A 21,490-nucleotide genomic window follows, 5' to 3' on the forward strand; every position below is an offset into this window, starting at 1 on the left:
ATGTCCGAACTGGCCAGCCAGCAGTGTGAAGCGTGCCGCGCCGATGCCCCCAAGGTGAGCGATGAGGAGCTGCGCGAGTTGATGCAGCTTATTCCCGACTGGCAGCCACTGGTGGTGGAGGGGGCGCTGCAACTGCGGCGGGAATTTACTTTTCGCAACTTCAAGGAGGCGCTGGCCTTTACCAACCGCCTAGGGGAACTGGCGGAGGCGGAGTTTCACCATCCGGCCATTCTGACCGAGTGGGGTAAGGTGACCGTCAGCTGGTGGACTCACAAGATCGGCGGATTACACCGCAACGACTTCATCATGGCAGCACGTACCGATCAATTGCCCAGATAAGTTGAGAGCAGGTTGAGGCGGATCATCCCTCTTCCTGCATCTCTGACCGAGTGGGGCAAGGTGACCGTCAGCTGGTGGACCCACAAGATTGGCGGCTTGCACCGCAACGACTTCATTATGGCGGCGCGCACGGATCAATTAATCAGCTGACGATGTGCGCAAACCGTGACTCGTGCTGGTTTGGGCCTGCCTGCGAAAGCGGGGCGGGCCCGCATTTTTATGGGCTGGCGCTCGCACTGGGGGGATCGAGACTGTATTATCCGCTCATTCATAGAGTTAGCTAGGAAGTGTGTCCCGAATGCGTCTTGAAGTCAGCTGTGAAGACCGCCTGGGCCTGACCCGGGAACTGCTCGACCGCCTGGTGGAGCACAATATCGATCTGCGCGGCATCGAAATCGATACCTCAGGCATCATCTATCTCAACTTTCCCGAGCTGGAGTTCAGTGATTTTCAGCACCTGATGCCGGAGATCCGCCGCATTCCCGGCGTCTACGACGTCAAGACCATCCCCTACATGCCCTCCGAGCGAGAGCACCACGAAATTGAGGCGCTGCTCAAGGCGCTGCCGGATCTGGTCTTCTCCCTCGACAGCAAGGGTAAGGTGACCCAGGCCAACCAGTCGGCCCTCACCACCCTCGGCTTGCCGGTGGAGGAGGTGCGCGGTGTGGCGCTCGGTTCGCTGGTCAAGGGCTTTTCCTTCACTCGCTGGCTGGAGGCGAGCGAGATCAAGCCGCAGACCTGCAAGCTCAGTTTCAATGGCGAAGAGTATCTCGCTGACCTGATGCCGCTGTTCGTGGCAGAAGCTCGCGGCAAGCAGGCGCTGGCCGGAGCCGTGGTGGTGCTCAAATCTGCCCGTCGGGTCGGCCTGCACTTCAGCGCGCTTCATGCGGTGGAAGTGGGGGGCTTCGAGCATCTGCAGGCCGAGAGCCCCAAGATGAAAGAGGTGCTGTCGCAAGCACGCAAACTGGCGATGCAGGACGCGCCGCTGCTGATCGTCGGCGAGACCGGCACCGGCAAGGAGCTGCTGGCCCGCGCCTGTCACGGTGCCAGCCTGCGCTCCAGCCACCCCTTTATGGCCCTCAACTGCGCGGCCATGCCCGATAACGTGGCCGAGAGCGAGCTGTTTGGCTATGCCCCCGGCGCCTTTGGCAACAACACCGAGGGCAAGCGCGGCGTGCTGGAGCTGGCCAGCGGCGGTACCCTGATGCTGGATGAGATCGGCGACATGTCTCCTCATCTGCAGACCAAGTTTTTGCGGGTGCTGCAGGATGGGGTATTTCGCCGGGTCGGTGACGAGCAGGAGGTGAAGGTCAACGTGCGTTTCATCTGTACCACCCAGAAGCAGTTGCTGGATCTGGTGCACGAGGGAACCTTCCGCGAGGATCTCTACTACCGCCTCAACGTGCTGAGTCTGGCACTGCCCCCCCTGCGCGAGCGCAAGGCGGACATCATGGTGCTGGCCCAGCAGTTTGTCTCCCGCTTTGCCAGCGAATTGCAGCGGCCCCGTCCGCGCTTTACCCGCAACATGGCCGACTACCTGACCGCTTACCGCTGGCCGGGCAACGTGCGCCAGCTGCGCAACTGCCTCTATCGCGCCATGACCCTGCTGGAAGGGGATGAGCTGGGGCCCGAGCAGATCGATCTGCCGGTGGCGGCCGATACCGCGCCGCTTATCGACGAGTGGTTTGAAGGGGATCTGGACGATGCGGTGAAGCGCTTCGAGAGCCAGCTGCTGGCCCGGCTCTATCCCGCCTTCCCGTCAACGCGCCAGCTGGCCAAGCGCCTGGGCGTGTCGCATACCGCCATCGCCAACAAGCTGCGGGAATATGGCATCAGCAAGAAGTGAGCTCGCGCTTGATGCCTGCTATCACAGAGCCCGTCACCAGACGGGCTCTTGCGTTTATTGACACTGCGCCCGAAAACGAGGGCAGGGGAGAGTTGTCAGAGCAGCATAAGCCACCTTACTATCAGGGTTCATTTACCCGAACCGCAGTGCCACTGCTGCGGTATTGTCAAGGCGGCCAGTATCTGATCATGCTGTTACTCGTTTCCCCCCGTCCCCTTGCTCGTCTGGCGCTCCTGTTGGTGGCGTTCGGGCTGCTGTTGCCCCGCGCACTGGCGGAAACGGCGGCGGAGAGCCGGGCGATGGCCGTCAGAGAGCTGGTGCTCGATATTCTGAGCTATACCCGCTGGCCCACCGAACCTGCGGTGCTGCGCCTGTGCGTGGCGGCGCCGACCGAATATGCCGGCGCCCTCTTTACCATCGATCGTCAGGCCAATGGCCGCACCGTTCAGGTCAATCGTTACGAGGCGAGCGACCCCGCGATCAGCGACAACTGCGATGTGCTCTATCTGGGGGTACTCGATGAACCGACCCGGCTTGCGCTGTTTGCCCGCTTGCAGGGCCACCCTGTGCTCAGCATCAGCGAATACAACCACGACTGCTCTACCAGCTCGGTGTTCTGTCTGCAGGCCTCGCCGCAGAGTGAACGGGTGCGCTTTAACGTCAACCTCGATGCCCTGGCGCTCAGTGGCGTGCGGGTGCATCCCGCCGTGCTCAAGCTGGCCCATGCCGACAAGGGGGTGCCATGAGACGACAGGTGAGCGCGGCTCCCCGCCGTCTGACCCTGCGTCAGAGCCTGGGGCGAACCCATCTGGTGGCCGCCATCACAGCCGTCAGTGTGGCGGGACTCTTCTTTACGCTGGTTGCCCTGCTGGTGGTGCGCTTTTACGCCGCCCACAATCTGGAGCTGGTAGCCCGCGCCATCAGCTACAGCGCCGAGGCGGCGGTGGTGTTCCACGATGAGGAGGCGGCGAGCGAGGCGCTCGGCGGGATTGTCGCCCACGAGGAGGTCGCCGAGGCTCGCATCGTCCTTACCGATGGGAAACCGCTCGCCAGCTGGGTGCGGCCCAGAAGCAATCCGCTGGTGACGCTCGAAGACTATCTGGCCCAACTGCTGATGCCGGGGCCGGTCAAGACGCCCATGCTGCGGGGTGGCGAGCAGATCGCCACCATCGAGTTGCGCGGTCATGGCGAGTACCTGCTGCTGTTTTTACTCTCGGCACTGCTGGCGATGGTGGTCTGTCTGGTGGTGAGCGCCTTGGTGGCTCTCTATGTGGCTGGCCGGATGCAGGTCTCCATCACCGCACCGCTGCGCAAACTGGCACGGGTTGCCCACTCGGTACGCCGGCAACGCACCCTGGGGATGCGGGCGCCACCGGCCGATATCGTTGAGCTAAACGAGCTGGGGGATGACTTCAACTCCCTGCTGGATGAATTGCAAGCCTGGCAGGCCCAGCAAGCCCGCGAGAATGCGAGCTTGCTCCATCAGGCGACCCACGATGCCCTCACCGGTCTACCCAATCGCGCCCTGTTTGAAGCGCGGCTCGCGCAGGCCATCTCCCTTGGCGAGCAAGAGGGGTTTGCGCTGCTCTATCTCGACTGCGATCGCTTCAAGCAGATCAACGATACCTTCGGCCACAACGGCGGCGACGATGTGCTGATCGCGCTCTCGAGACGGGTGCAACATCAGCTGCGTCCTGACGATCTGGTGTTTCGCCTCGGTGGCGACGAGTTTGCGGTGCTGGTTGGCCCGCTCGATCAGCGGCATGAGGTGGATGAGGTGATAGGCCGCATCCAACAGGCGATGAGCGAGCCGGTGGCGCTGCGTGATGGCCGTCAGCTGGTGGCCGGGGTGAGCATCGGCTTTGCCATCTATCAGGCAGGCATGAGTGCCAGCGCCTTGTGTGAGCAGGCCGATGCGGCCATGTATCAGACTAAACGGGGGCGTCACAGAGAGCCGGACGAGCTGGCTCAACAGGCATGAACAACATAGAAAAAGAGAGGAGCAAACCATGAAGATCACCCACCTGTTGAAAGTCACCCTGCTGGGGTTGATGTTGTCGCTGCTGGCCGGTTGCCAGAGCGCGCCCAAGGGGTTGACCCCGGAGCAGATTGCCGTGCTCAAGGAGCAGGGCTTTTATCTGACCGATGAGGGGTGGACGCTGGATCTGGCCAACCGGGTGCTGTTTGCCAACAACGTGGGGGCGCTCAATCCCCAGACTCGCCAATCCGTTGAAAAGCTGGGCAAGACCCTGCTTGGCGTAGGGCTGGACAAGGCGCGGGTGGATGGCCACACCGACAATACCGGCGAGAGCAGCTACAACCAGCAGCTCTCTCTGAAGCGGGCCCAGTCGGTGGCCGATGTGCTGGTCTCGGTCGGCATGAAGCCCACCAATCTGGAGATCCATGGCCGTGGCGAGACCATGCCGCTGGCGGATAACAAGACCAGAGAGGGGCGGGCCGCCAACCGCCGGGTCGCCATCGTCATCAGCGATCAATAACCCCTTCTTATCGTTTTGTTACCCATAAAAAAAGAGCGCCTGACCGGCGCTCTTTTTGATCGCGACAGCTGGGGTCGCGGGGGCATGTGGCGTGAGATTACTGCGCGCTGTTTTGCCCGTTATTGTCGTGATGGCTGCGCAGACGGATGTTGATCATCTCCACCACCAGCGAGAAGGCCATGGCGAAGTAGATGTAGCCCTTCGGAATGTGCAGATCCATCCCCTCGGCCATCAGGGCGAAGCCCACCAGGGTGAGGAAGGAGAGGGCCAGCATCTTGATGGTGGGGTGGGCATCGACGAAATCACCGATGGATTTGGCGGCGAACATCATGATGAAGACGGCGATCATGATGGCCAGCACCATCACCGGCACGTGATCGGCCATGCCGACCGCAGTGATCACCGAGTCGAGGCTGAACACGATGTCCAGAATGGCGATCTGGATCAGGGTGCTGATAAAGCCCGAGGCCGCTTTGCTGACACTCTCCGGCTCGGCTGCCCCTTCCAGGGTGACGTGGATCTCGTGGGCACTCTTGCCAATGAGGAACAGGCCCCCCAGCAGCAGGATCAGGTCGCGGCCGGAGATGGCCTCACCCAGCACGGTGAACAGCGGATCGGTGAGGCGCATCACCCAGGCCAGCGAGAGCAGCAGCAGGATCCGGGTACCCATGGCGAGCCCCAGACCCAGAATGCGCGCTTTTTGACGCTGCGCCTCCGGCAGGCGACCCACCAGGATGGAGATAAAGATGATGTTGTCGATACCCAGCACGATCTCGAGCAGGGTAAGGGTGGCGAGTGCGACCCAGGCAGAGGGATCAAGAACCCATTCCAGCATGATTGAACCTTGGTTGAAAATTGGTTGGAAAATTGAAGCAGCGCATTCTAGCAGGGGCGCCAGCGCTTGTCCCTGAGGGGGGAAAAGATAAAAATGGTGGCCATCGCAAGGGAGGCAGGCATGTTTCGATTAGGATTCATCATCAATCCGGTCGCCGGGATAGGCGGCGCAGTGGGGCTCAAGGGCAGTGACGGGGTGGTGGCCGAGGCGCTGGCCCGTGGCGCCGTGCCCAAAGCGCAAGAGCGGGCGCGGCAAGCCTTGTTGCCACTGTGCGAGTTGACGGCACCGTTCGAGCTGCTGACGGTGGCGGGAGAGATGGGGGAGGCGGTGGCCCGCGAGCTGGGATTGCCCTGTCGGATCATCTATCAACCGCTCGGGGGGAGCACCTCGGCCGATGACACCCGCCACGCCGCCGGGCTGATGCGCGAAGCCGGGGTCGATCTGCTGCTGTTTGCCGGTGGCGATGGCACGGCGCGCGATATCTGCGCGGCGGTGGGGGCGTCCTGCCATGTGCTCGGCATTCCGGCGGGAAGCAAGATCCACTCCGGTGTCTACGGGGTGACGCCCGCCGCCAGCGGGCGAGTGGTGGCGCGGATGATCGCCGGTGAACTGCTCAGCCTGATCGATGCCGAGGTGCGCGACATCGACGAGGAGGCATTTCGCGCGGGCAAGGTGCGGGCCCGCCACTACGGTCAGCTGAAGGTGCCCGGCGATCTGCGTTACATACAAGCAGTCAAGCAGGGGGGCAAGGAGTCTGAAGAGCTGGTGCTGGCGGATCTCGCTGCCGGTGTGGTAGAGCAGATGGAGACCGATACCCTCTATCTGATGGGCTCCGGCAGCACGGTGGCGGCCTGCATGGCCGAGCTGGGTCTGGAAAATACCTTGCTCGGTGTGGATCTGGTGGAAAATGGCCGACTTATCGGGCAGGATCTCAGCGCCGCCGAGATCCTGACCCGGATCCGCGGCCGTCGCTGCCGACTGATCATTACCCTGATCGGCGGACAGGGACATCTGTTCGGGCGCGGAAATCAGCAATTGAGTCCAGAGGTGATTCGGTGTGTCGGGCTGGATAATATCCAGGTGCTGGCAACCAAGGCCAAGCTTGCCGCTCTTGCGGGCAGGCCGCTGCTGGTGGACACCGATGATCCCGAATTAAACCGGGCGTTGCGTGGTTATCTGCGAATAACCACGGGATACAAGGATCAGGTCATCTACCCGGTGGCCAACCCGGAATAGGACGCCAGGGATGCTGCTGGCCTGGCGCCAGAGAGCCGCAATCAACCGGATTGCGGTTCCATACCCCCGAATTTTTTGCCGCAAATGAGGCTGCGTTACATGACGATTCACGATTTTGAGCACAAGTTGTTGGGACTGATCGACAGCATGGTTGCCACCGCAACCGACGATGAGCTGTTTGCGGGGGGTTACCTGCGAGGTCATATCTCATTGGCGGTTGCCCGGGCCGAGCTGGAAGGCAAGACCCTGGTGCGGGACGTCAAGAGCTATGTGTTGCGCAGCCTCAACGAGGCCATTTTGCAAGGTGAGCTCTCCGAAGAGGATGAGAAACTGGTGCAGGCAATGTGGATTCGTTTGCAACAACAGGCAGAAGCTTGATCGGATACACAGTTCAAACAGAAGTTTGAGTTTATTCTTCCCTGAAGTTAGTGAAAGGTTAATAATAAGTTTCGCCTTTTGTTTCAGGGATTAAACTATGGCCTCCTCCTCACGCATTGCCAATAAACTGCCGCTCGAGATGCTCTATCACTGGGAGCGGCAGTGTCCTGATCGAACCTACCTGCGTCAAACCATCAACCGCGAATATGTCGACTTCACCTGGGGTGAAGTGGCCGATGAAGCGCGGCGGATGGTGACGGCCTTGCGCCACCTCGGGCTGGTAGCCGGTGACAAGGTGGCGCTGCTCTCCAAGAACTGCGCCCAGTGGTTTATCGCCGATCTGGCGATGCAGATGGGGCAGTATGTGAGCGTGCCCATCTACCCGACGGCCAACGTCGATACCATCGAATATGTGCTGCGCCACAGCGAAGCCAAGGCGATCTTCGTCGGCAAGCTGGATGACTGGAAGAGTCAGGAGGCTGGCGTGCCCGCCGATCTGTTGCGCATCGCCTTCCCCTACGACACCATGCCGGCCAGCCACCAGTGGGACGACCTGCTGGAAGCGCACGAGCCCATTGCTGACAGCCCGGTGCAGGCCCCTGACTCCCTGTTGAGTCTGGTCTACACCTCCGGCAGTACCGGCAAGCCGAAAGGGGCCATGCTGAGCGTCGAGCGCTACGCCTGGTCGTGCGAGAAGCTGGTGGAGACGGTGGGGCTGTGCGCCAATGATCGCGGCTTCTCCTACCTGCCGCTGGCCCACATTACCGAGCGGGTCTATGTCTACGGCGGCAGCCTCTATGGTTGCGCCGAGATCGCCTTCCCCGAATCCCTCGACACCTTTATCGAAGACGTCAAACGCTGCCGTCCCACCGTCTTTATCTCGGTGCCACGGCTGTGGGCCATGTTCCGCATCAAGATCCACGAGAAGCTACCCCAGAAGAAACTGGAGTTGCTGCTCAAGATCCCGCTCATCTCCGGTCTTATCAAACGCAAGCTGCAAAAGGGGCTGGGGCTGGATCAGGCCCGGGTGCTCGGCTGCGGCTCGGCGCCGGTCTCCCCTGCGCTGCTGCAGTGGTATCTGAGCATCGGCCTCAAGGTGACGGAAGCCTGGGGCATGACCGAGAACCACGCCTACTCCACCATCAACTACCCGTTCCGTGCCGACAAGATCGGCACCGTCGGCAAGGCGGGGCTCGGGGTGACCATCAAGATCTCCGACGAGGGGGAGATCCTCTGCCGCTGCGAAGGGATGATGCTGGGTTACTACAAGGATCCCGAGCACAGCGCCGAGGCCATCGATGCTGAGGGCTGGCTCCATACCGGCGACATGGGCAAGCTGGACCGGGAGGGTTACCTCACCATCACCGGCCGGATGAAGGATGTGTTCAAGACCGCCAAGGGCAAGTATGTGGCACCGGTGCCCATCGAAGGGTTGCTGGGGCAGGAGCCCATCATCGAGCAGCTCTGCGTAATCGGTTATGGCATGCCCCAGCCCATTGCGCTGGTGCAGCTGGCCGAGAGCGCCATGAAAGGCAATCGGGACGAGATCAACGCCAGACTGGAAGCGGCGCGGGTACGGGTCAACGATCAGCTGGAATCCCATGCCAAAATTCGCGGCATTCTGGTGGTGAAAACCCCCTGGAATATCGAGAACGGCGTACTGACCCCCACCATGAAGATAAAGCGTCACCTGCTGGAGCAAAAATATGCCCATGTCGGGGAGCGCTGGCCTTCATCGCAAGTGGTGGTGTGGGAGGAGTAAATCCCGCATTTTCCACATCGCGACAAACAACAACGGCCCTTGATGGGCCGTTGTTGTGTTTGGGGGTTATTCACTCGCAGCTATGTGGCGGGAGTGAGAAACGAGCTCTCGGTTAGATCTGCGCCAGCGCGGCTGCCAGATCGGCGATCAGGTCGTCCGCATCTTCCACTCCGATACTGAAGCGGATGAGGTCGTCATTGACCCCGGCAGCGAGGCGACTTGCCTCGTCCATGGCGGCGTGAGTGGTACTGGCCGGATGGCAGGCAAGACTCTCGAGATCGCCCAGGCTCACCGCCTGCACGAACAGTTGCAGGTTGTCGAGCAGGGTGGCGCAGCGTGCAAACCCTCCTTCAAGTTCAATGCTCACCATGCCACCAAAGCCGCTGGCGAAGGCGCCGAGGGCATCGTGGCCCGGATGGCTGGTAAGCCCCGGGTAGATCACCTTCTTCACCGCCGGATGGGCCGCCAGAAACTCGGCCACCTTCTGCGCATTGTGCAGATGGGCATCCATCCGCAGGGGCAGGGTCTTGACCCCGCGCTGCAGCAGGTAGGCCTCCTGCGGGCCGATGGGGGAGCCGATATGCTTGAGGGCCACGGTGCGGATGGACTTCATCAGGGCGTGGGAGCCCGCTACCACCCCGGCGATAATGTCGCCGTGGCCGCCCAGATACTTGGTGCCGCTGTGCATGACGATGTCGATGCCCAGCTCCAGCGGGCGCAGCAGGTAGGGGGTAAGGAAGGTGTTGTCACACACTGTGATTGCACCCACCTTGCGGGCCGCCTCTACCACCACCCGTGGATCCACCACCTTGAGGGTGGGGTTGGTCAGGGTTTCGAACAGTACCACCTTGGTGGCGGGACGGATGTTGGCCAGCAGATCCTGATCGCTCTCGTAGGCGGTGACCTTGATACCGGCGCGGCTGAAGGTTTGCTTGAGAAACGCATCGGTGCCGCCATAGAGCGGGCCGATATAGGCCACCTCATCGCCGCTGTCGGCCAGCGCATACATGATGGCGCTCACTGCCGCCATGCCGCTCGCGACTACCAACGCTTCATCGGCTCCTTCGAGGGCTGCCAGTTTCTGCTCCAGCTCGGCGGTAGTGGGGTTGCCAAAGCGGCTGTAGATAAAGCCCGGTGCCTGACCGGCGAAACGCTCCTTGCCCGCCTGAGCGTTGAAGTAGCTGAAGGTGCTGCTCTGATAGAGCGGGGTGGTGAGGGCGCCGGTCTGGGGATCGATCCGCTGGCCGCTGTGCACACTCATGGTCTTGAATTTCATCGTATTACTCCGTTCTGGCCACGCTCTGGCCATGACTGGTTGTGTTTTGTAGTTCGTTGCTTGTTGTTTGTTGTCAACGCGGGTATGTGCATGCGGCTTGTGGCTTATGCATATACCCGCCTGCGGATCTCTGCGCTGCTTAGGCCGGTATCGCTTCGCTTTCAGTGCGCGGGAGGCGAGCGGATTCCACTGGCCCATAGTGACGCGCCGCCACATCCGGGTGGGAGCGCAGCCGTCCTTTAAGCACGTTCTCCCCTACCTGATAGAAGAGCTGGTTGGCCGGGTCACTCTCCGGCCCTTGCGCCTGTGCTGCCAGCGCGGGGGAGAGGGTGAGCAGCGGCACGGTGGCATCGAGCCGCGCCGCCATAAAGAAGGCGCAGGAGAGGCGCGAAACCCCGGGCGGCGGGCTCACCACCCGATGCAGGGTCGCCTTGAGATAGCCGTTGGAGGCCAGTTCCAGCAGCTCGCCGATATTGACCACCAGCGCTCCTGGCAGGGGGGGCGCGGATATCCAGCCGTCGGCCGTCTCGACCTCAAGCCCCGAGTGATTGTCCTGCATCACCAGCGTCAGGTAGCCGGGATCCTTGTGGGCGCCGACCCCCTGACTGCTGCCGCCCGCATCTTGCCCCGGGTAGTGAATCAGCTTCATGTGCTGGTAGGGGGCGACGCGGACGCTGTCGTCAAACACTTGGGCCGGTTGCTCCAGCACCTCGGCAAAAGCGGCCAGCAGGGTGAGGGTGATGTCGCTCAGCCGATCTTGCCACGCCAGCAGATGGGCTTTCATCTCGGGCAAGGCGGTCGGCCACTGGTTGGGGCCGATCAGCCGCTGCCAGGGTTCACGGATCTGAGCCGAAGGCAGGGCCTGCGCCTCGTTCATGATATCGAACTGCTCCCGCAGATCCGGTCGCTGGCGGGTCAGCTCGGCGCCGACCCGGTTGTAGCCGCGAAAGTGGGGGCTATTGACCATCTGCACCGCCAGCTTCTCCTGCTCCGGCAGAGCAAAGAAACGCTCTGCCAGCGCCAGGGTTTCCCGTTGTTCGGTCTCGCTCAGACCGTGTCCTGTCAGATAGAAAAAGCCGACGTCGCGGGCGGCCGCAGCCAACTTGGCCAGCATAGTGCGACGCAGGTCGGGTGCCCCCTTGAGGGCAGCCAGATCGATGATCGGCAGTGATGACTGTTCCATGTACACCTCCTCACTCTTTCGTTATCTCTGGCGCCATCTCTTGCATGGCCTCCGCTGTTGGCAGGCCTGATGAGCGGCAAACGGGTGGCACGACAGCACGGCGGTATGTGCTTGCTGTATGGCGCCATCTGGAATGAGGGTGATGCTACTGTTCGGTGTTATAAGACGGAAACAACAAATTATTCTTAGTTATATACAAAATTCGAAATGGAATTCGGCACTTGATGGGGTGGCTGTTTATTGCGCAGCCGTTGAGGGGGAAAGTGGAATGATGAGCGGAGGAGGGGCAACCAGAGGCAAGCTGCCAGCGGCAAAATGACCAAAACAGAAAATGCCCAAAGCAGAAGGGAGGCTGATGCCTCCCTTGTGGTTTAGCGGTTTTTCACCTGACCGGAGTAACGGGGGAGTGACCGCGAATATCTGGCCTGAATCACCCGTGGTTTTCAGTAACCCAGGGTAAAGCGCTGGCGCAGGTGAGCCGGTTTTTCCGCCTCGTTCAGCACGCCATCGGCCAGATCGCCAACCGTGATCCTGGCAGGTTGTTCACCACTGAACAGCACCTGATCACCCCCCATGCGATAGCCGCCGCGCTTCTCGCCGGGTTCCAGGAACACCGGGGGAGAGACAAAGCGCCAGTCGAGGGCGGTTTCACGGCGCAGGGCGGTGAGACCGTCACGGGCGGCCAGGGCCCCCTGTTGCCATTCGGTCGGGAATTCCGGGGTATCCACCAGTTGTACGCCGGGAGCGACCTCCAGACTGCCAGCTCCACCGACCACCAGCAGCCAGCCATTGATGGCTTTGGTCGCCTCGACAATGGCGCTGGCCCCTTTGAGGTACTGGTCGTAGATATCCGGCGCACTCCAACCCGGGTTGTAGGCGCTGATCACCCGATCGTGCCCCTTGAGCACCTCGGCCAGCGCCTGAGGGTTTTGGGCATCCACCGCCACGGCAGTGACCTGCGGATGGGCGGCCACCTTGCTGACATCGCGAACGATGGCGGTGACGTGATGGCCGCGGCTGACGGCCTCGTTCAGGATGGCTGAACCGACAAAACCGCTGGCACCGATCAGGGCAATCTTCATGAGAAACTCTCCTTCACTGTTGGAATGGGGCTATCCTACGCCCCCGGATGTGATTTAATAATCACCGCAAAAATGCATTCACTTATAAGCTGAATTTAATAATGGAACAGCTCAGACGTTACGCCATCTTCGCCGCCGTAGTGGAGGCGGGCAGCATGACCGGGGCGGCCAAATCTCTCGGCATGACCCCCTCTGCTGTCAGTCAGCATATCAGCCAGCTGGAGAACCTGCTCGGGCTGACCCTGCTCCATCGCTCTACCCGACGGCTCAGTCTGACCGAGGCGGGGGAGGTGGTGTGGCAAGGGTGCCGGGCGTTGCAGCAGACCCTGAGCGAGACCGAGCTGCGCCTCTCGGAGGTGCGCGATACTCTGCTCGGTGAAGTGCGGATCACCGCGCCGGTGGGCATGGCGGGCCAGCCGCTGGCACTGGCGCTCTCGCCGCTGTTGCAGGCCCACCCCGGCCTCACCATCCAGATCATCGCAGATGACGAGAAACGGGATCTGATTGCCGAGCGGATCGATGTGGCGCTGCGGGTTGGCAGTTTGCCTGACTCGACCCTGGTGGCTCGCAAGCTGGGCCAGACCCGGATGCTGCTGTGCGCCGCGCCCGCCTATCTGGCGCGCAAGGGAACGCCTCGCACCCCCACCGATCTGGCGACCCACGACTGGCTCTGTGGCGAGATGCTGGGCAGCGGCTTGCTGCTGCTGGATGAAAAAGGGGGGGAACACAGGGTGAGATTCAAGCCCAAGGTGCTCTGCAACAACGTGTTGCCCCTGCGCCAGTTTGCGCTGGCGGGGCAGGGGATTTCGCTGCAGCCGGAAGGCGAAATCAGTGAGGATCTGGCGCAGGGGCGTCTGCTCGAACTGCTGCCCGGTTTTCGGGTGGCACCGATGGAGATCCACGCCATCACGCCGCAGCGGGAGATCCCGGAGAAGGTGCGGCGGGTGGTGGAGGCGCTGCGCAGCTATTTCGGCACGACGCTGTCAGTCTGAAGGCCAGTTGGGCCGCCGTCAGGACGAGGATCCGTGCTGGCTGTTGCTCACCGTTAAGTCGGCTTAAATCGAGCAGACGGTTCTCACCTGCTGCTTGAGCCAGTTGAGCCCGGCATCCTGATTGGAACTCTTGTGCCAGCTCATGTAGACCGGGCAATCCTCCGAGAGCCAGGGGAGGGGGTAGCTGGCCAGGTCCAGAGTATGACCCAGCATCTCCATGTGCCACTGGCTGGCGACGCAGAGCCAGTCGGTACGACTCACCAGATGAAGGGCCGTGAGCAGGGAGTCGCTTTCGTAGGCGATCTGGCGCGGGGGCAGCGGCGCCTTGGTCAGGGTGTTGAGCAGCAGGTTGTCGAGCCGTCTGGCCTGCAACACCACATGTTTTTCGTTGAAGAAGGCGGTCATGTCGGGGGCCTGGCGGATCCTCGGGTGATCCTTGCGGCAGGCGATGCGCAGGGCTTGCGACATGATCTGCTCATTTTCGATCCCCTGCTCTGCCATCGGCTTGGTCGCCAGCACCAGATCCACGCTGTGCAGATAGAGGCTGTTCTGGCGCAGGGCTTCGTCCTGCACCTGGGTATTCCACTCCAGCTGGCAGTTGGGTGCCTGGGTCTGCAGCAGGTGGTTGAGTTCGGGCAGGAAGAAGATGTCGATATCGGGCACCCCCGCGATGCGGAAGGTGCGTCGGCTAGTATGGGGGTCAAAGAGATCGGTGCGTTGCAGGCTGCGCTCCATGTCGTGCAGCGGCACCATGATCTCGTGGTGCAGGCTCAGCGCCCGCGCCGTGGGGGTAATGCCGCGCCCCTGCCGCACAAACAGCGGCTCGCCCACCAGCGCAGTCAGACGGCTGATGGCCTGACTGATGGCGGAGGGGGTCATCTCCATCATCTCGGCCGCCGTGGTGACGCCGCCATAGCGGATCACGGCATCAAGGACGCGAAAGAGATTGAGATCGACTTGAGACATGGCGGCTACCGTTAAGCAAAATTAAAGTATCAGGATACTGATCTGCCCCTTGTCAGGCCAGCATTGCCTGCCACTGCTGTGATTTATTCCGCGCTCCAACCATCCCCCATCTTGCCGCGAATGCGTGCGAACAGGCTCTGCAGGCAGGCTTGATCCCGGTCGGCGGCCCGCACCGCGCCGTACATATGGCGACGAATACCGCTGCCGAGGGGGCGGGCGCAGAGCATCCCCTGTCTGACAAACTCGTCGCTGGCCCAGCGCGGCAGGGCGGCGACCCCGAGCCCGGCGGCGGCCATCTGCAACATAACAGAGGTGTTGTCCACCGGCTTGCAGCGGGCGGGCTCCACCCCGGCGGGCTGCAAAAAGCGGCTGAAGATATCCATGCGGCTGCGCTCCACCGGATAGACCAGCAGCACCTCCGCCCCCAGATCGCCCGGCTCGATGCGGCTCTGGTGGCAGAGGGGGTGATCCGGCGCCATCACCAGAGTGAGATCGAAGGCAAACAGCGGCTCGAAATGGAGATCGCCGCGGGCCTGCACGTCGGAGGTGAGCAGCAGGTCGAGCTGGCCGCCTAGCAGGGCATTGATGGCATCAAAGCCCGGCACCGATTCCACCTCCAGATCCACTCCCGGCCACTGGCGGCGAAATTCCGGCAACAGTGGTAGCAGCCACTGGATGCAGCTGTGGCAATCGAGTGCCAGATGCAGCCTGCCCGCATCGCCGCTCTGCAGGGCCTGCAGTTGCTTCTCGGTCTGGGCCAGGGCGGGCAACACCTGACGGGCGAGGGCGAGCAGCTGGCTGCCTGCCGCGGTCAGCACCAGCGGGCGGCTTTTGCGCAGGTAGAGCTCCAGATTGAGGCGGGTCTCCAGCTCTTTGAGCTGGTGGGAGAGGGCGGACTGGGTGAGGTTGAGGGTCAGCGCCGCACCGGCCAGCGAGCCCTGATCGGCCAGCGCGGTCAATGTTTTCAAGTGTTTGATCTCTATCCCTGAATTGCTTGGCACTGCCATAAGATGGCTCCTTGTGAGATTGCGTATGGCGCTGATGTTGCTGTCGGCGCGGCCTGACCTTTAGCCTCCTGCACCTCTTTATCCTGCCTTCTTACTCCTGCGCTTCTTAACTCTTGTAAAAACGGGCCTCTGTATCCTCGCGATGAACCTTACTTGCGGTCAGTTGAGGATTCTTTGAGAGCCAGTTGAAGAGGATTCAATAGCCAGCGTCACCTTATCTTGTCATTTTGGATGTGTAAACATCTGGATGGCTAAATCATCCAGTTTCCCATCAGATGAATGAGCATAAGGACATGAACCTATGACACGCGCACACACCCTGGGCTTCCCCCGTATCGGCGCCAAGCGCGAGCTGAAATTTGCCCTCGAATCCTACTGGCGTGGCGAGACCACTCAGGCCGAACTCGTTGCCGTGGGCAAGACGCTGCGTGAACGCCACTGGCAGGCCCAGCACGGCGCTGGGGTCAATCTGCTGCCGGTGGGGGATTTTGCCTGGTATGACCAAGTGCTCGGTACCAGCCTGCTGGTGGATGCGGTGCCTGCCCGTCACCGTCATGGCGAGACCGATCTCGACACCCTGTTCCGGGTGGCCCGTGGTCGTGCGCCGACCGGCCCGGCGGCGGCTGCAGCCGAGATGACCAAATGGTTCAACACCAACTATCACTATCTGGTGCCGGAATTTAGCCGTGACCAGCGCTTCAAGCTGGGCTGGAGCCAGCTGTTTGACGAGGTTGAAGAGGCCAAGGCGCTGGGGCTGCCGGTCAAGGCGGTGCTGTTGGGGCCAATCTCCTACCTGTGGCTTGGCAAGGAGAAAGAGAGCGGCTTCTCTCGCCTTGAACTGCTCGATCGCCTGCTGATTGTCTATCAGGAGATCCTGGCGAAACTGGCCGCGCAAGGGGTGGAGTGGGTGCAGATCGACGAACCGGCGCTGACGCTGGACTTGCCGGACGAGTGGCGTCTGGCCTACCTCAATGCCTACGAGCGCCTCGTGGGCCCCTGCAAGCTGCTGCTCACCACCTATTTCGGCTCGGTGGCTCATCAGCGCGACATCATCACCAGCCTGAAAGTGGATGGCCTGCATCTGGATCTGGTGGCCGCCCCCGAGCAGCTGGAGACGCTGGTGCCGCATCTGCCCGCCCAGTGGGTCATCTCCGCCGGGGTGATCAATGGTCGCAACGTCTGGCGCGCCAATCTGGCCAAGCTGGCGCCGACCCTGAAGGCGCTGAAAGCCAGACTCGGCGAGCGGCTCTGGGTGGCCTCCTCCTGCTCCCTGCTGCACAGTCCGGTGGATTTGACCCTGGAGCAGGAGCTGGATCCCCAGACCCGCAGCTGGTTCGCCTTCGCCCTGCAAAAATGCTTCGAGCTGGGGCTGCTCAGAGAGTATCTGGATGGCGGCGAGCTCGACAAGATCACCGCCTACAGCCAGCCCATCGTCGATCGGGAGTCCGACAGCCGGGTCCACAAGCGTGCGGTGCAATCCCGTCTGGCCAGCCTGACCAACAGCGATTTTGATCGCCATAGCCCCTATCCGGTCAGGGCCGAGCTGCAGCGCTCGGATCTCAAACTGCCGCTGCTGCCCACCACCACCATCGGGTCCTTCCCGCAGACCTCGCAGATCCGGGTATTGCGTCAGGATTGGCGCGCCGGTCGCATCGACGACAGCGCCTACGAGGCGGGCATTCAGGCGGAGATCCGCGATGCCATCAAGCGTCAGGAGGCCATCGGGCTGGACGTGCTGGTACACGGCGAGGCCGAGCGCAACGACATGGTGGAGTATTTCGGTGAGCTGCTGGACGGCTTTGCCATCACCCGCTTCGGTTGGGTACAGAGCTATGGCTCCCGCTGCGTCAAGCCGCCGGTGATCACCCGCGATATCGACCGCCCGACCCCCATGACGCTGGCGTGGACCCAGTTTGCCCAGAGCCTGACCGACAAGCCGGTCAAGGGGATGCTGACGGGCCCTGTGACCATCCTCTGCTGGTCCTTCCCGCGCGAAGACGTGAGCCGCGAGCAGTCCGCCCTGCAAATCGGGCTGGCCATTCGCGACGAGGTGGCGGATCTGGAAGCAGCGGGCATCAAAATCATCCAGATCGACGAGCCGGCGATCCGCGAAGGCTTGCCCCTGCGCAAACAGGATCATCAGGCCTATCTCGACTGGGCGGTGCGCGCCTTCCGTCTGAGCGCAAGCCCGGTGGCGGACAGCACCCAGATCCACACCCACATGTGCTACAGCGACTTCAACCTCATCATCGAGGCGGTGGCGGCGCTGGATGCGGACGTGATCACCATCGAGACCAGCCGTAGTCAGATGCAGCTGCTCGAAGCGTTCGAGCGCTTCAATTACCCCAATGAAATCGGCCCGGGCGTCTACGACATCCACTCGCCGAACGTGCCGAGCCAGAGCTGGATTGAGGGGTTGCTGCGCAAGGCGGCCAAACAGATCCCGGCCGAGCGGCTGTGGGTCAACCCGGATTGCGGCCTCAAGACCCGCGGCTGGGAAGAGACGGAGGCCGCGCTCAAGGTGATGGTCAATGCCACCAAGGCGCTGCGCGCCGAGCTGGCGTAACCAGAAGGCTGTGACCGCCATCGATAAGGTGGTGTGCTGACAAGCTAACGAGAGAGGGGAAGCCACTGCTTCCCCTCTCTTTTTGCTGGCTACTTTTTACACTGGATCCTGAACCTTGCCGCAGCCTGCTTTGCACTAGGCTCAGAGTGGACAGAGGTGGATGGAGTCGCGGCCATGAGAGTCAGTCTGGGGAGCGCAATCTTGTGGGGATTGCTGATGTGGCAGAGTGCCCTGGCAGCGCCCGCTAGCGAGTTGAAAATGGCCTACTTTGACGACTTCGCCCCATATTCGTGGCGTGACGAACAGGGCAAGATGCGCGGGCTGATGATCGACGTGATGGATCGGGTGGCGGCGCAGATGGGGCTGCGGATACGCCACGAAGGCTATCCGTGGCAACGGGCGCAAAAAATGGTGCTGATGGCGCAGGCAGATGGCTTCGTGACTGTCGCCACACTGGAGCGGCGCACTTATACCCTGATGGTGGCTGAGCCAGTCACATCGACGATCATGACGATATTTACTCAGCTTGGTCACCCCCGGATGGCGGAATTTCAGCAAGCCAGAGGCTTGGGCGACCTCAAGACGTTCACCTTTCTCGACTATCTGGGCAACGGCTGGGGCAAGGAGAATCTGGCCGGCTTCACCGTTCATCACACCATCAACGTCGATAACGTCTTCAAAATGCTGGCGGCGGGTCGGGGCGATCTGATGGTGACCGATCCGCTGGTGGCACGCTTCAAACTCAACCAGCTGGGGTTGTCCGGGCTGGTGGTCGAGGTGCCACTGCGGCTCGCCTCGACCCCGTTCAACCTCTGCATTGGCAACCATTCCCGCTTTAATACCCGGGTGAATGAATTCAGCCGGGTACTGCAACAGTTGCGGCAAAGTGGCGAGTTGGCTCGTATCGAAGCGCGCTATCGTTGATGCGCTGTTGCCATCTGCTGTTTTTCCACTGCGTGTCTATCTCGGCGTCATATCGGCGATGGTTGCCCAGAAGGCATCGATCAAGGGCCCCTTGCTGTGGGGCGGACGAATAAGCCCGATAGTCCAGCAGGCTTCACCATCTCTCAGAGGAAGGGTGAGCACATCCGGATGCTCTATGGTGGTGGAGGAGGGGACCAGAGTCCAGGCGATCTCGGCGGCTGCGGTGGCAACACCGGCGGCGAAGTCGTTGACGTACTGGATACCCTGAAAACGCAGCCCGCTCTGGGCCAGATAGTTCATCAGGTGATCGTAAAACGATGGCGCCTTGTCCCGGCGCAGGATCGCCAGCGGCTTGTCCACCAGATCGGCCAATTCCCTCACATCGCGGTAGCTGGCGGGCAGCACGGCGACAAAGTGGGCTTCGACCACCGGCAGGGCGTGCCACCCCTTGGGGGCGGGCAGGCGGCAAAAGCCGAGATCCAGCTTGCCTTCACTGAGCGCCAGTAGCTGGTGGTGGGTGGAGAGATCGTTGAGCTCGATGGTCACCTGCGGTCGCTCGGCACGAAAGCGGGCGATGGCGGCGGGCACCAGGATCTTGGTGGCCACGCCAAAGCCGATGCGCAGGGTGCCGACATTGCCCGCCAGCACGTCGCGGGCGGTGCGCGAGAGCTGCTCGCTCTGGACGACCACGGCGCGGGCATCCTCATACAGCGCCCTGCCCAGTCCGGTGAGGCGGGTGGTGCTGGCGTTGCGCTCGAACAGCTCGCCGCCCAGCTCCTCCTCCAGCCGCCTGATCTGTTTGCTCAGGGCCGACTGGGTAACATGCTGGCGCACCGCCGCCTGGCCAAAGTGCAATACCTCCCCCAGAGTGACGAAGGCTTTCAGATCCCGTAGCTCCATCAGGGCTCCTTTCATTCCTGTCGGGAATGTTGAGTGGTCATATTTGTCATTGGACGGAATTTTAGAAGTGTTGGATGCTGATGCCAATTCATTTCGGGCGCTCCCATACAGGAGCGCCGAGTTATCAGAGATGGCTGACACCATCAGCGCAGAAGGAGCAACACCAGATGCATCACCACAAGTTCAACGACTTCCCGAGCGATTTTCTGTGGGGCGCCGCCTCCGCTGCCTATCAGGTGGAGGGGGGCTGGAATGCCGATGGCAAGGGGCCCTCGGTGTGGGATCTCTTCACCAAGCTGCCGGGCAAGACCTTTGAAGGGAGCAACGGCGATGTGGCGGTAGATCACTACCACCGCATGGAAGAGGACGTGGCGCTGATGGCCGAGATGGGGCTCAAGGCCTACCGTTTCTCGGTGAGCTGGCCGCGCATCTACCCCACCGGTCGGGGGGAGATGAACGAGGCGGGTCTGGCCTTCTACGAGAAGCTGATAGACACCCTGCTGGCCCATAAGATCGAGCCGGTGCTGACCCTCTATCACTGGGATCTGCCGCAAGCGCTGCAAGATGAATACGGCGGCTGGGAAGATCGACGGATCATCGCCGATTTCGAGCGCTACTGCGTGACCCTCTATCAGCGCTTTGCGGGCAAGGTGAAATACTGGGTGTCGCTCAACGAGCAGAACTACAACCTGACCAACGCCTATCAGCTCGGCACCCATCCGCCCGCAGTGCAGGACCGCAAGCGCTTCTTCGCCGCCAACCATATCGCATTTCTGGCCAATGCCCGTGCTATCAAGGCGTTTCGCCAGCATGTGCCAAATGGCTTGATTGGCCCGAGCTTTGCCTACTCCCCTGCCTATCCGGCGTCGTGCGACCCGAAAGATATGCTGGCTTACGAGAATGCCGAGGAGTTCAACAACCTCTGGTGGCTGGATGCCTACTGCTTTGGCCGCTATCCGCAGGCGGCGCTCGCTTACTTGCGGGAAAACGGTGAGGCGCCGGAGATCCTGCCCGGCGATTTGGAGTTGTTGCGCGAGGGCACGCCCGACTACATCGGCGTCAACTACTACTACACCCTGACCTACACAGATAACCCCTTGGGTGGTCAGACCCTGCAGCGCATCAACACCACCGGCAAGAAGGGCACCACGCCATCGAGCGGCATTCCGGGTCTTTACAAGACGGCGCCCAACCCGCACCTTGAGACTAGCAACTGGGACTGGGCCATCGATCCGACCGGGATGTGTATCGCCCTGCGTCGCCTCTCTTCCCGCTATGGTCTGCCGCTGATGATCACCGAGAACGGCCTCGGCGAGTTCGACAAGCTGGAGGCGGGCGACAAGGTGAACGATGAGTACCGCATCGATTATCTGCGCAGCCACGTCAAGGCGTGCCAGGAGGCGATGCAGGATGGCGTCGAGCTGCTCGGCTACTGCGCCTGGTCGTTCACCGACATCCTGAGCTGGCTCAATGGCTATCAGAAGCGTTACGGCTTCGTCTATGTGGAGCGTGACGAGCAGGGGGGCTCCCTTCGCCGGATCAAGAAAGCGAGCTTCCACTGGTACAGCCAGGTGATCGCCAGCCAGGGCAAGCAGCTCTGACGGTTTCTCGCGTCGCGTAACCAGCGGGCCCGGGTAACCCCCGGGCCCGCTCTGTTTGTGGCGGGGGAGAGGGGACAAGCCGGTTTCTCACCGTGCGAC

The 21,490-nt window shown here is 61.8% G+C and carries 18 protein-coding genes and 1 pseudogene; 12 read left to right on the forward strand and 7 right to left on the reverse strand.

Going from position 1 to position 21,490, the window contains the following annotated elements; translation table 11 throughout:
* From OKC27_RS11115 to OKC27_RS11135, 5 genes and pseudogenes are all read left to right on the forward strand, one after another.
* Positions 1-489 (forward strand): annotated as a pseudogene (locus OKC27_RS11115) (4a-hydroxytetrahydrobiopterin dehydratase).
* A gap of 148 nt (positions 490-637) precedes the next feature.
* Positions 638-2,185, forward strand: coding sequence for a transcriptional regulator TyrR (gene tyrR / locus OKC27_RS11120; RefSeq protein WP_058051631.1), 1,548 nt, complete (start codon positions 638-640; stop codon positions 2,183-2,185).
* A 188-nt stretch (positions 2,186-2,373) separates the two neighbouring features.
* The gene (locus tag OKC27_RS11125; RefSeq protein ID WP_139405984.1) at positions 2,374-2,931 is read left to right on the forward strand and encodes a YfiR family protein; all 558 of its coding nucleotides are present in this window, start codon (positions 2,374-2,376) and stop codon (positions 2,929-2,931) included.
* Complete coding sequence (locus OKC27_RS11130) at positions 2,928-4,166, forward strand: diguanylate cyclase domain-containing protein (RefSeq protein ID WP_182939479.1); 1,239 nt, start codon at positions 2,928-2,930, stop codon at positions 4,164-4,166. The genes OKC27_RS11125 and OKC27_RS11130 overlap by 4 nt, the downstream gene beginning before the upstream one ends.
* Before the next feature lie 28 nt (positions 4,167-4,194).
* Positions 4,195-4,683, forward strand: a complete 489-nt coding sequence (locus tag OKC27_RS11135; RefSeq protein ID WP_182939480.1) for an OmpA family protein — start codon at positions 4,195-4,197, stop codon at positions 4,681-4,683.
* Positions 4,684-4,780: 97 nt separating this feature from the next.
* Here the strand turns inward: OKC27_RS11135 and OKC27_RS11140 are convergent, their stop codons facing one another.
* The gene (locus tag OKC27_RS11140) at positions 4,781-5,518 is read right to left on the reverse strand and encodes a TerC family protein (protein ID WP_005352619.1); all 738 of its coding nucleotides are present in this window, start codon (positions 5,516-5,518) and stop codon (positions 4,781-4,783) included.
* A 120-nt stretch (positions 5,519-5,638) separates the two neighbouring features.
* Here OKC27_RS11140 and OKC27_RS11145 point away from each other — a divergent pair, with 120 nt between their 5' ends.
* The 3 genes from OKC27_RS11145 to OKC27_RS11155 all read left to right on the forward strand — a co-directional run bounded on the left by OKC27_RS11145 (position 5,639) and on the right by OKC27_RS11155 (position 8,894).
* Positions 5,639-6,754 carry an ATP-NAD kinase family protein gene (locus tag OKC27_RS11145; RefSeq protein WP_270806246.1) on the forward strand — a complete coding sequence of 372 codons (1,116 nt, stop codon included), beginning with the start codon at positions 5,639-5,641 and terminating at the stop codon, positions 6,752-6,754.
* Positions 6,755-6,853: 99 nt separating this feature from the next.
* Complete coding sequence (locus OKC27_RS11150; protein ID WP_042062259.1) at positions 6,854-7,132, forward strand: YfcL family protein; 279 nt, start codon at positions 6,854-6,856, stop codon at positions 7,130-7,132.
* Positions 7,133-7,229: 97 nt separating this feature from the next.
* The gene (locus tag OKC27_RS11155; RefSeq protein ID WP_182939482.1) at positions 7,230-8,894 is read left to right on the forward strand and encodes an AMP-binding protein; all 1,665 of its coding nucleotides are present in this window, start codon (positions 7,230-7,232) and stop codon (positions 8,892-8,894) included.
* Positions 8,895-9,006: 112 nt separating this feature from the next.
* Here the strand turns inward: OKC27_RS11155 and OKC27_RS11160 are convergent, their stop codons facing one another.
* The 3 genes from OKC27_RS11160 to OKC27_RS11170 all read right to left on the reverse strand — a co-directional run bounded on the left by OKC27_RS11160 (position 9,007) and on the right by OKC27_RS11170 (position 12,435).
* Entirely contained in the window at positions 9,007-10,170 is a 1,164-nt protein-coding gene (locus OKC27_RS11160; RefSeq protein WP_182939483.1) for a trans-sulfuration enzyme family protein, read from the reverse strand.
* A 139-nt stretch (positions 10,171-10,309) separates the two neighbouring features.
* Positions 10,310-11,353 carry an isopenicillin N synthase family dioxygenase gene (locus tag OKC27_RS11165; protein WP_182939484.1) on the reverse strand — a complete coding sequence of 348 codons (1,044 nt, stop codon included), beginning with the start codon at positions 11,351-11,353 and terminating at the stop codon, positions 10,310-10,312.
* A 443-nt stretch (positions 11,354-11,796) separates the two neighbouring features.
* On the reverse strand, positions 11,797-12,435 hold the full coding sequence (locus OKC27_RS11170) for an NAD(P)-dependent oxidoreductase (protein ID WP_182939485.1): 639 nt from the start codon (positions 12,433-12,435) through the stop codon (positions 11,797-11,799).
* Positions 12,436-12,536: 101 nt separating this feature from the next.
* Here OKC27_RS11170 and OKC27_RS11175 point away from each other — a divergent pair, with 101 nt between their 5' ends.
* Positions 12,537-13,427 carry a LysR family transcriptional regulator gene (locus OKC27_RS11175; protein WP_182939486.1) on the forward strand — a complete coding sequence of 297 codons (891 nt, stop codon included), beginning with the start codon at positions 12,537-12,539 and terminating at the stop codon, positions 13,425-13,427.
* Between the two features lie 63 nt (positions 13,428-13,490).
* On the opposite strand, the gene OKC27_RS11180 is transcribed toward OKC27_RS11175, so the two are convergent.
* Both OKC27_RS11180 and OKC27_RS11185 read right to left on the reverse strand, forming a co-directional pair.
* Positions 13,491-14,393, reverse strand: a complete 903-nt coding sequence (locus OKC27_RS11180) for a LysR family transcriptional regulator (RefSeq protein ID WP_139405969.1) — start codon at positions 14,391-14,393, stop codon at positions 13,491-13,493.
* Between the two features lie 83 nt (positions 14,394-14,476).
* Complete coding sequence (locus OKC27_RS11185) at positions 14,477-15,400, reverse strand: LysR substrate-binding domain-containing protein (RefSeq protein WP_182939487.1); 924 nt, start codon at positions 15,398-15,400, stop codon at positions 14,477-14,479.
* A gap of 301 nt (positions 15,401-15,701) precedes the next feature.
* Here OKC27_RS11185 and metE point away from each other — a divergent pair, with 301 nt between their 5' ends.
* The gene (metE, locus tag OKC27_RS11190; RefSeq protein ID WP_182939488.1) at positions 15,702-17,966 is read left to right on the forward strand and encodes a 5-methyltetrahydropteroyltriglutamate--homocysteine S-methyltransferase; all 2,265 of its coding nucleotides are present in this window, start codon (positions 15,702-15,704) and stop codon (positions 17,964-17,966) included.
* A 174-nt stretch (positions 17,967-18,140) separates the two neighbouring features.
* Positions 18,141-18,890, forward strand: a complete 750-nt coding sequence (locus tag OKC27_RS11195; RefSeq protein WP_182939489.1) for a substrate-binding periplasmic protein — start codon at positions 18,141-18,143, stop codon at positions 18,888-18,890.
* Between the two features lie 36 nt (positions 18,891-18,926).
* Here OKC27_RS11195 and OKC27_RS11200 read toward each other — a convergent pair whose 3' ends face one another.
* Positions 18,927-19,790 carry a LysR family transcriptional regulator gene (locus OKC27_RS11200; protein WP_182969147.1) on the reverse strand — a complete coding sequence of 288 codons (864 nt, stop codon included), beginning with the start codon at positions 19,788-19,790 and terminating at the stop codon, positions 18,927-18,929.
* A gap of 167 nt (positions 19,791-19,957) precedes the next feature.
* Here OKC27_RS11200 and OKC27_RS11205 point away from each other — a divergent pair, with 167 nt between their 5' ends.
* Positions 19,958-21,391 carry a glycoside hydrolase family 1 protein gene (locus OKC27_RS11205; protein ID WP_270806247.1) on the forward strand — a complete coding sequence of 478 codons (1,434 nt, stop codon included), beginning with the start codon at positions 19,958-19,960 and terminating at the stop codon, positions 21,389-21,391.
* Positions 21,392-21,490 lie beyond the last annotated feature (99 nt).

Source organism: Aeromonas sp. QDB62, assembly GCF_027705695.1.
Lineage (GTDB): Bacteria > Pseudomonadota > Gammaproteobacteria > Enterobacterales > Aeromonadaceae > Aeromonas > Aeromonas allosaccharophila.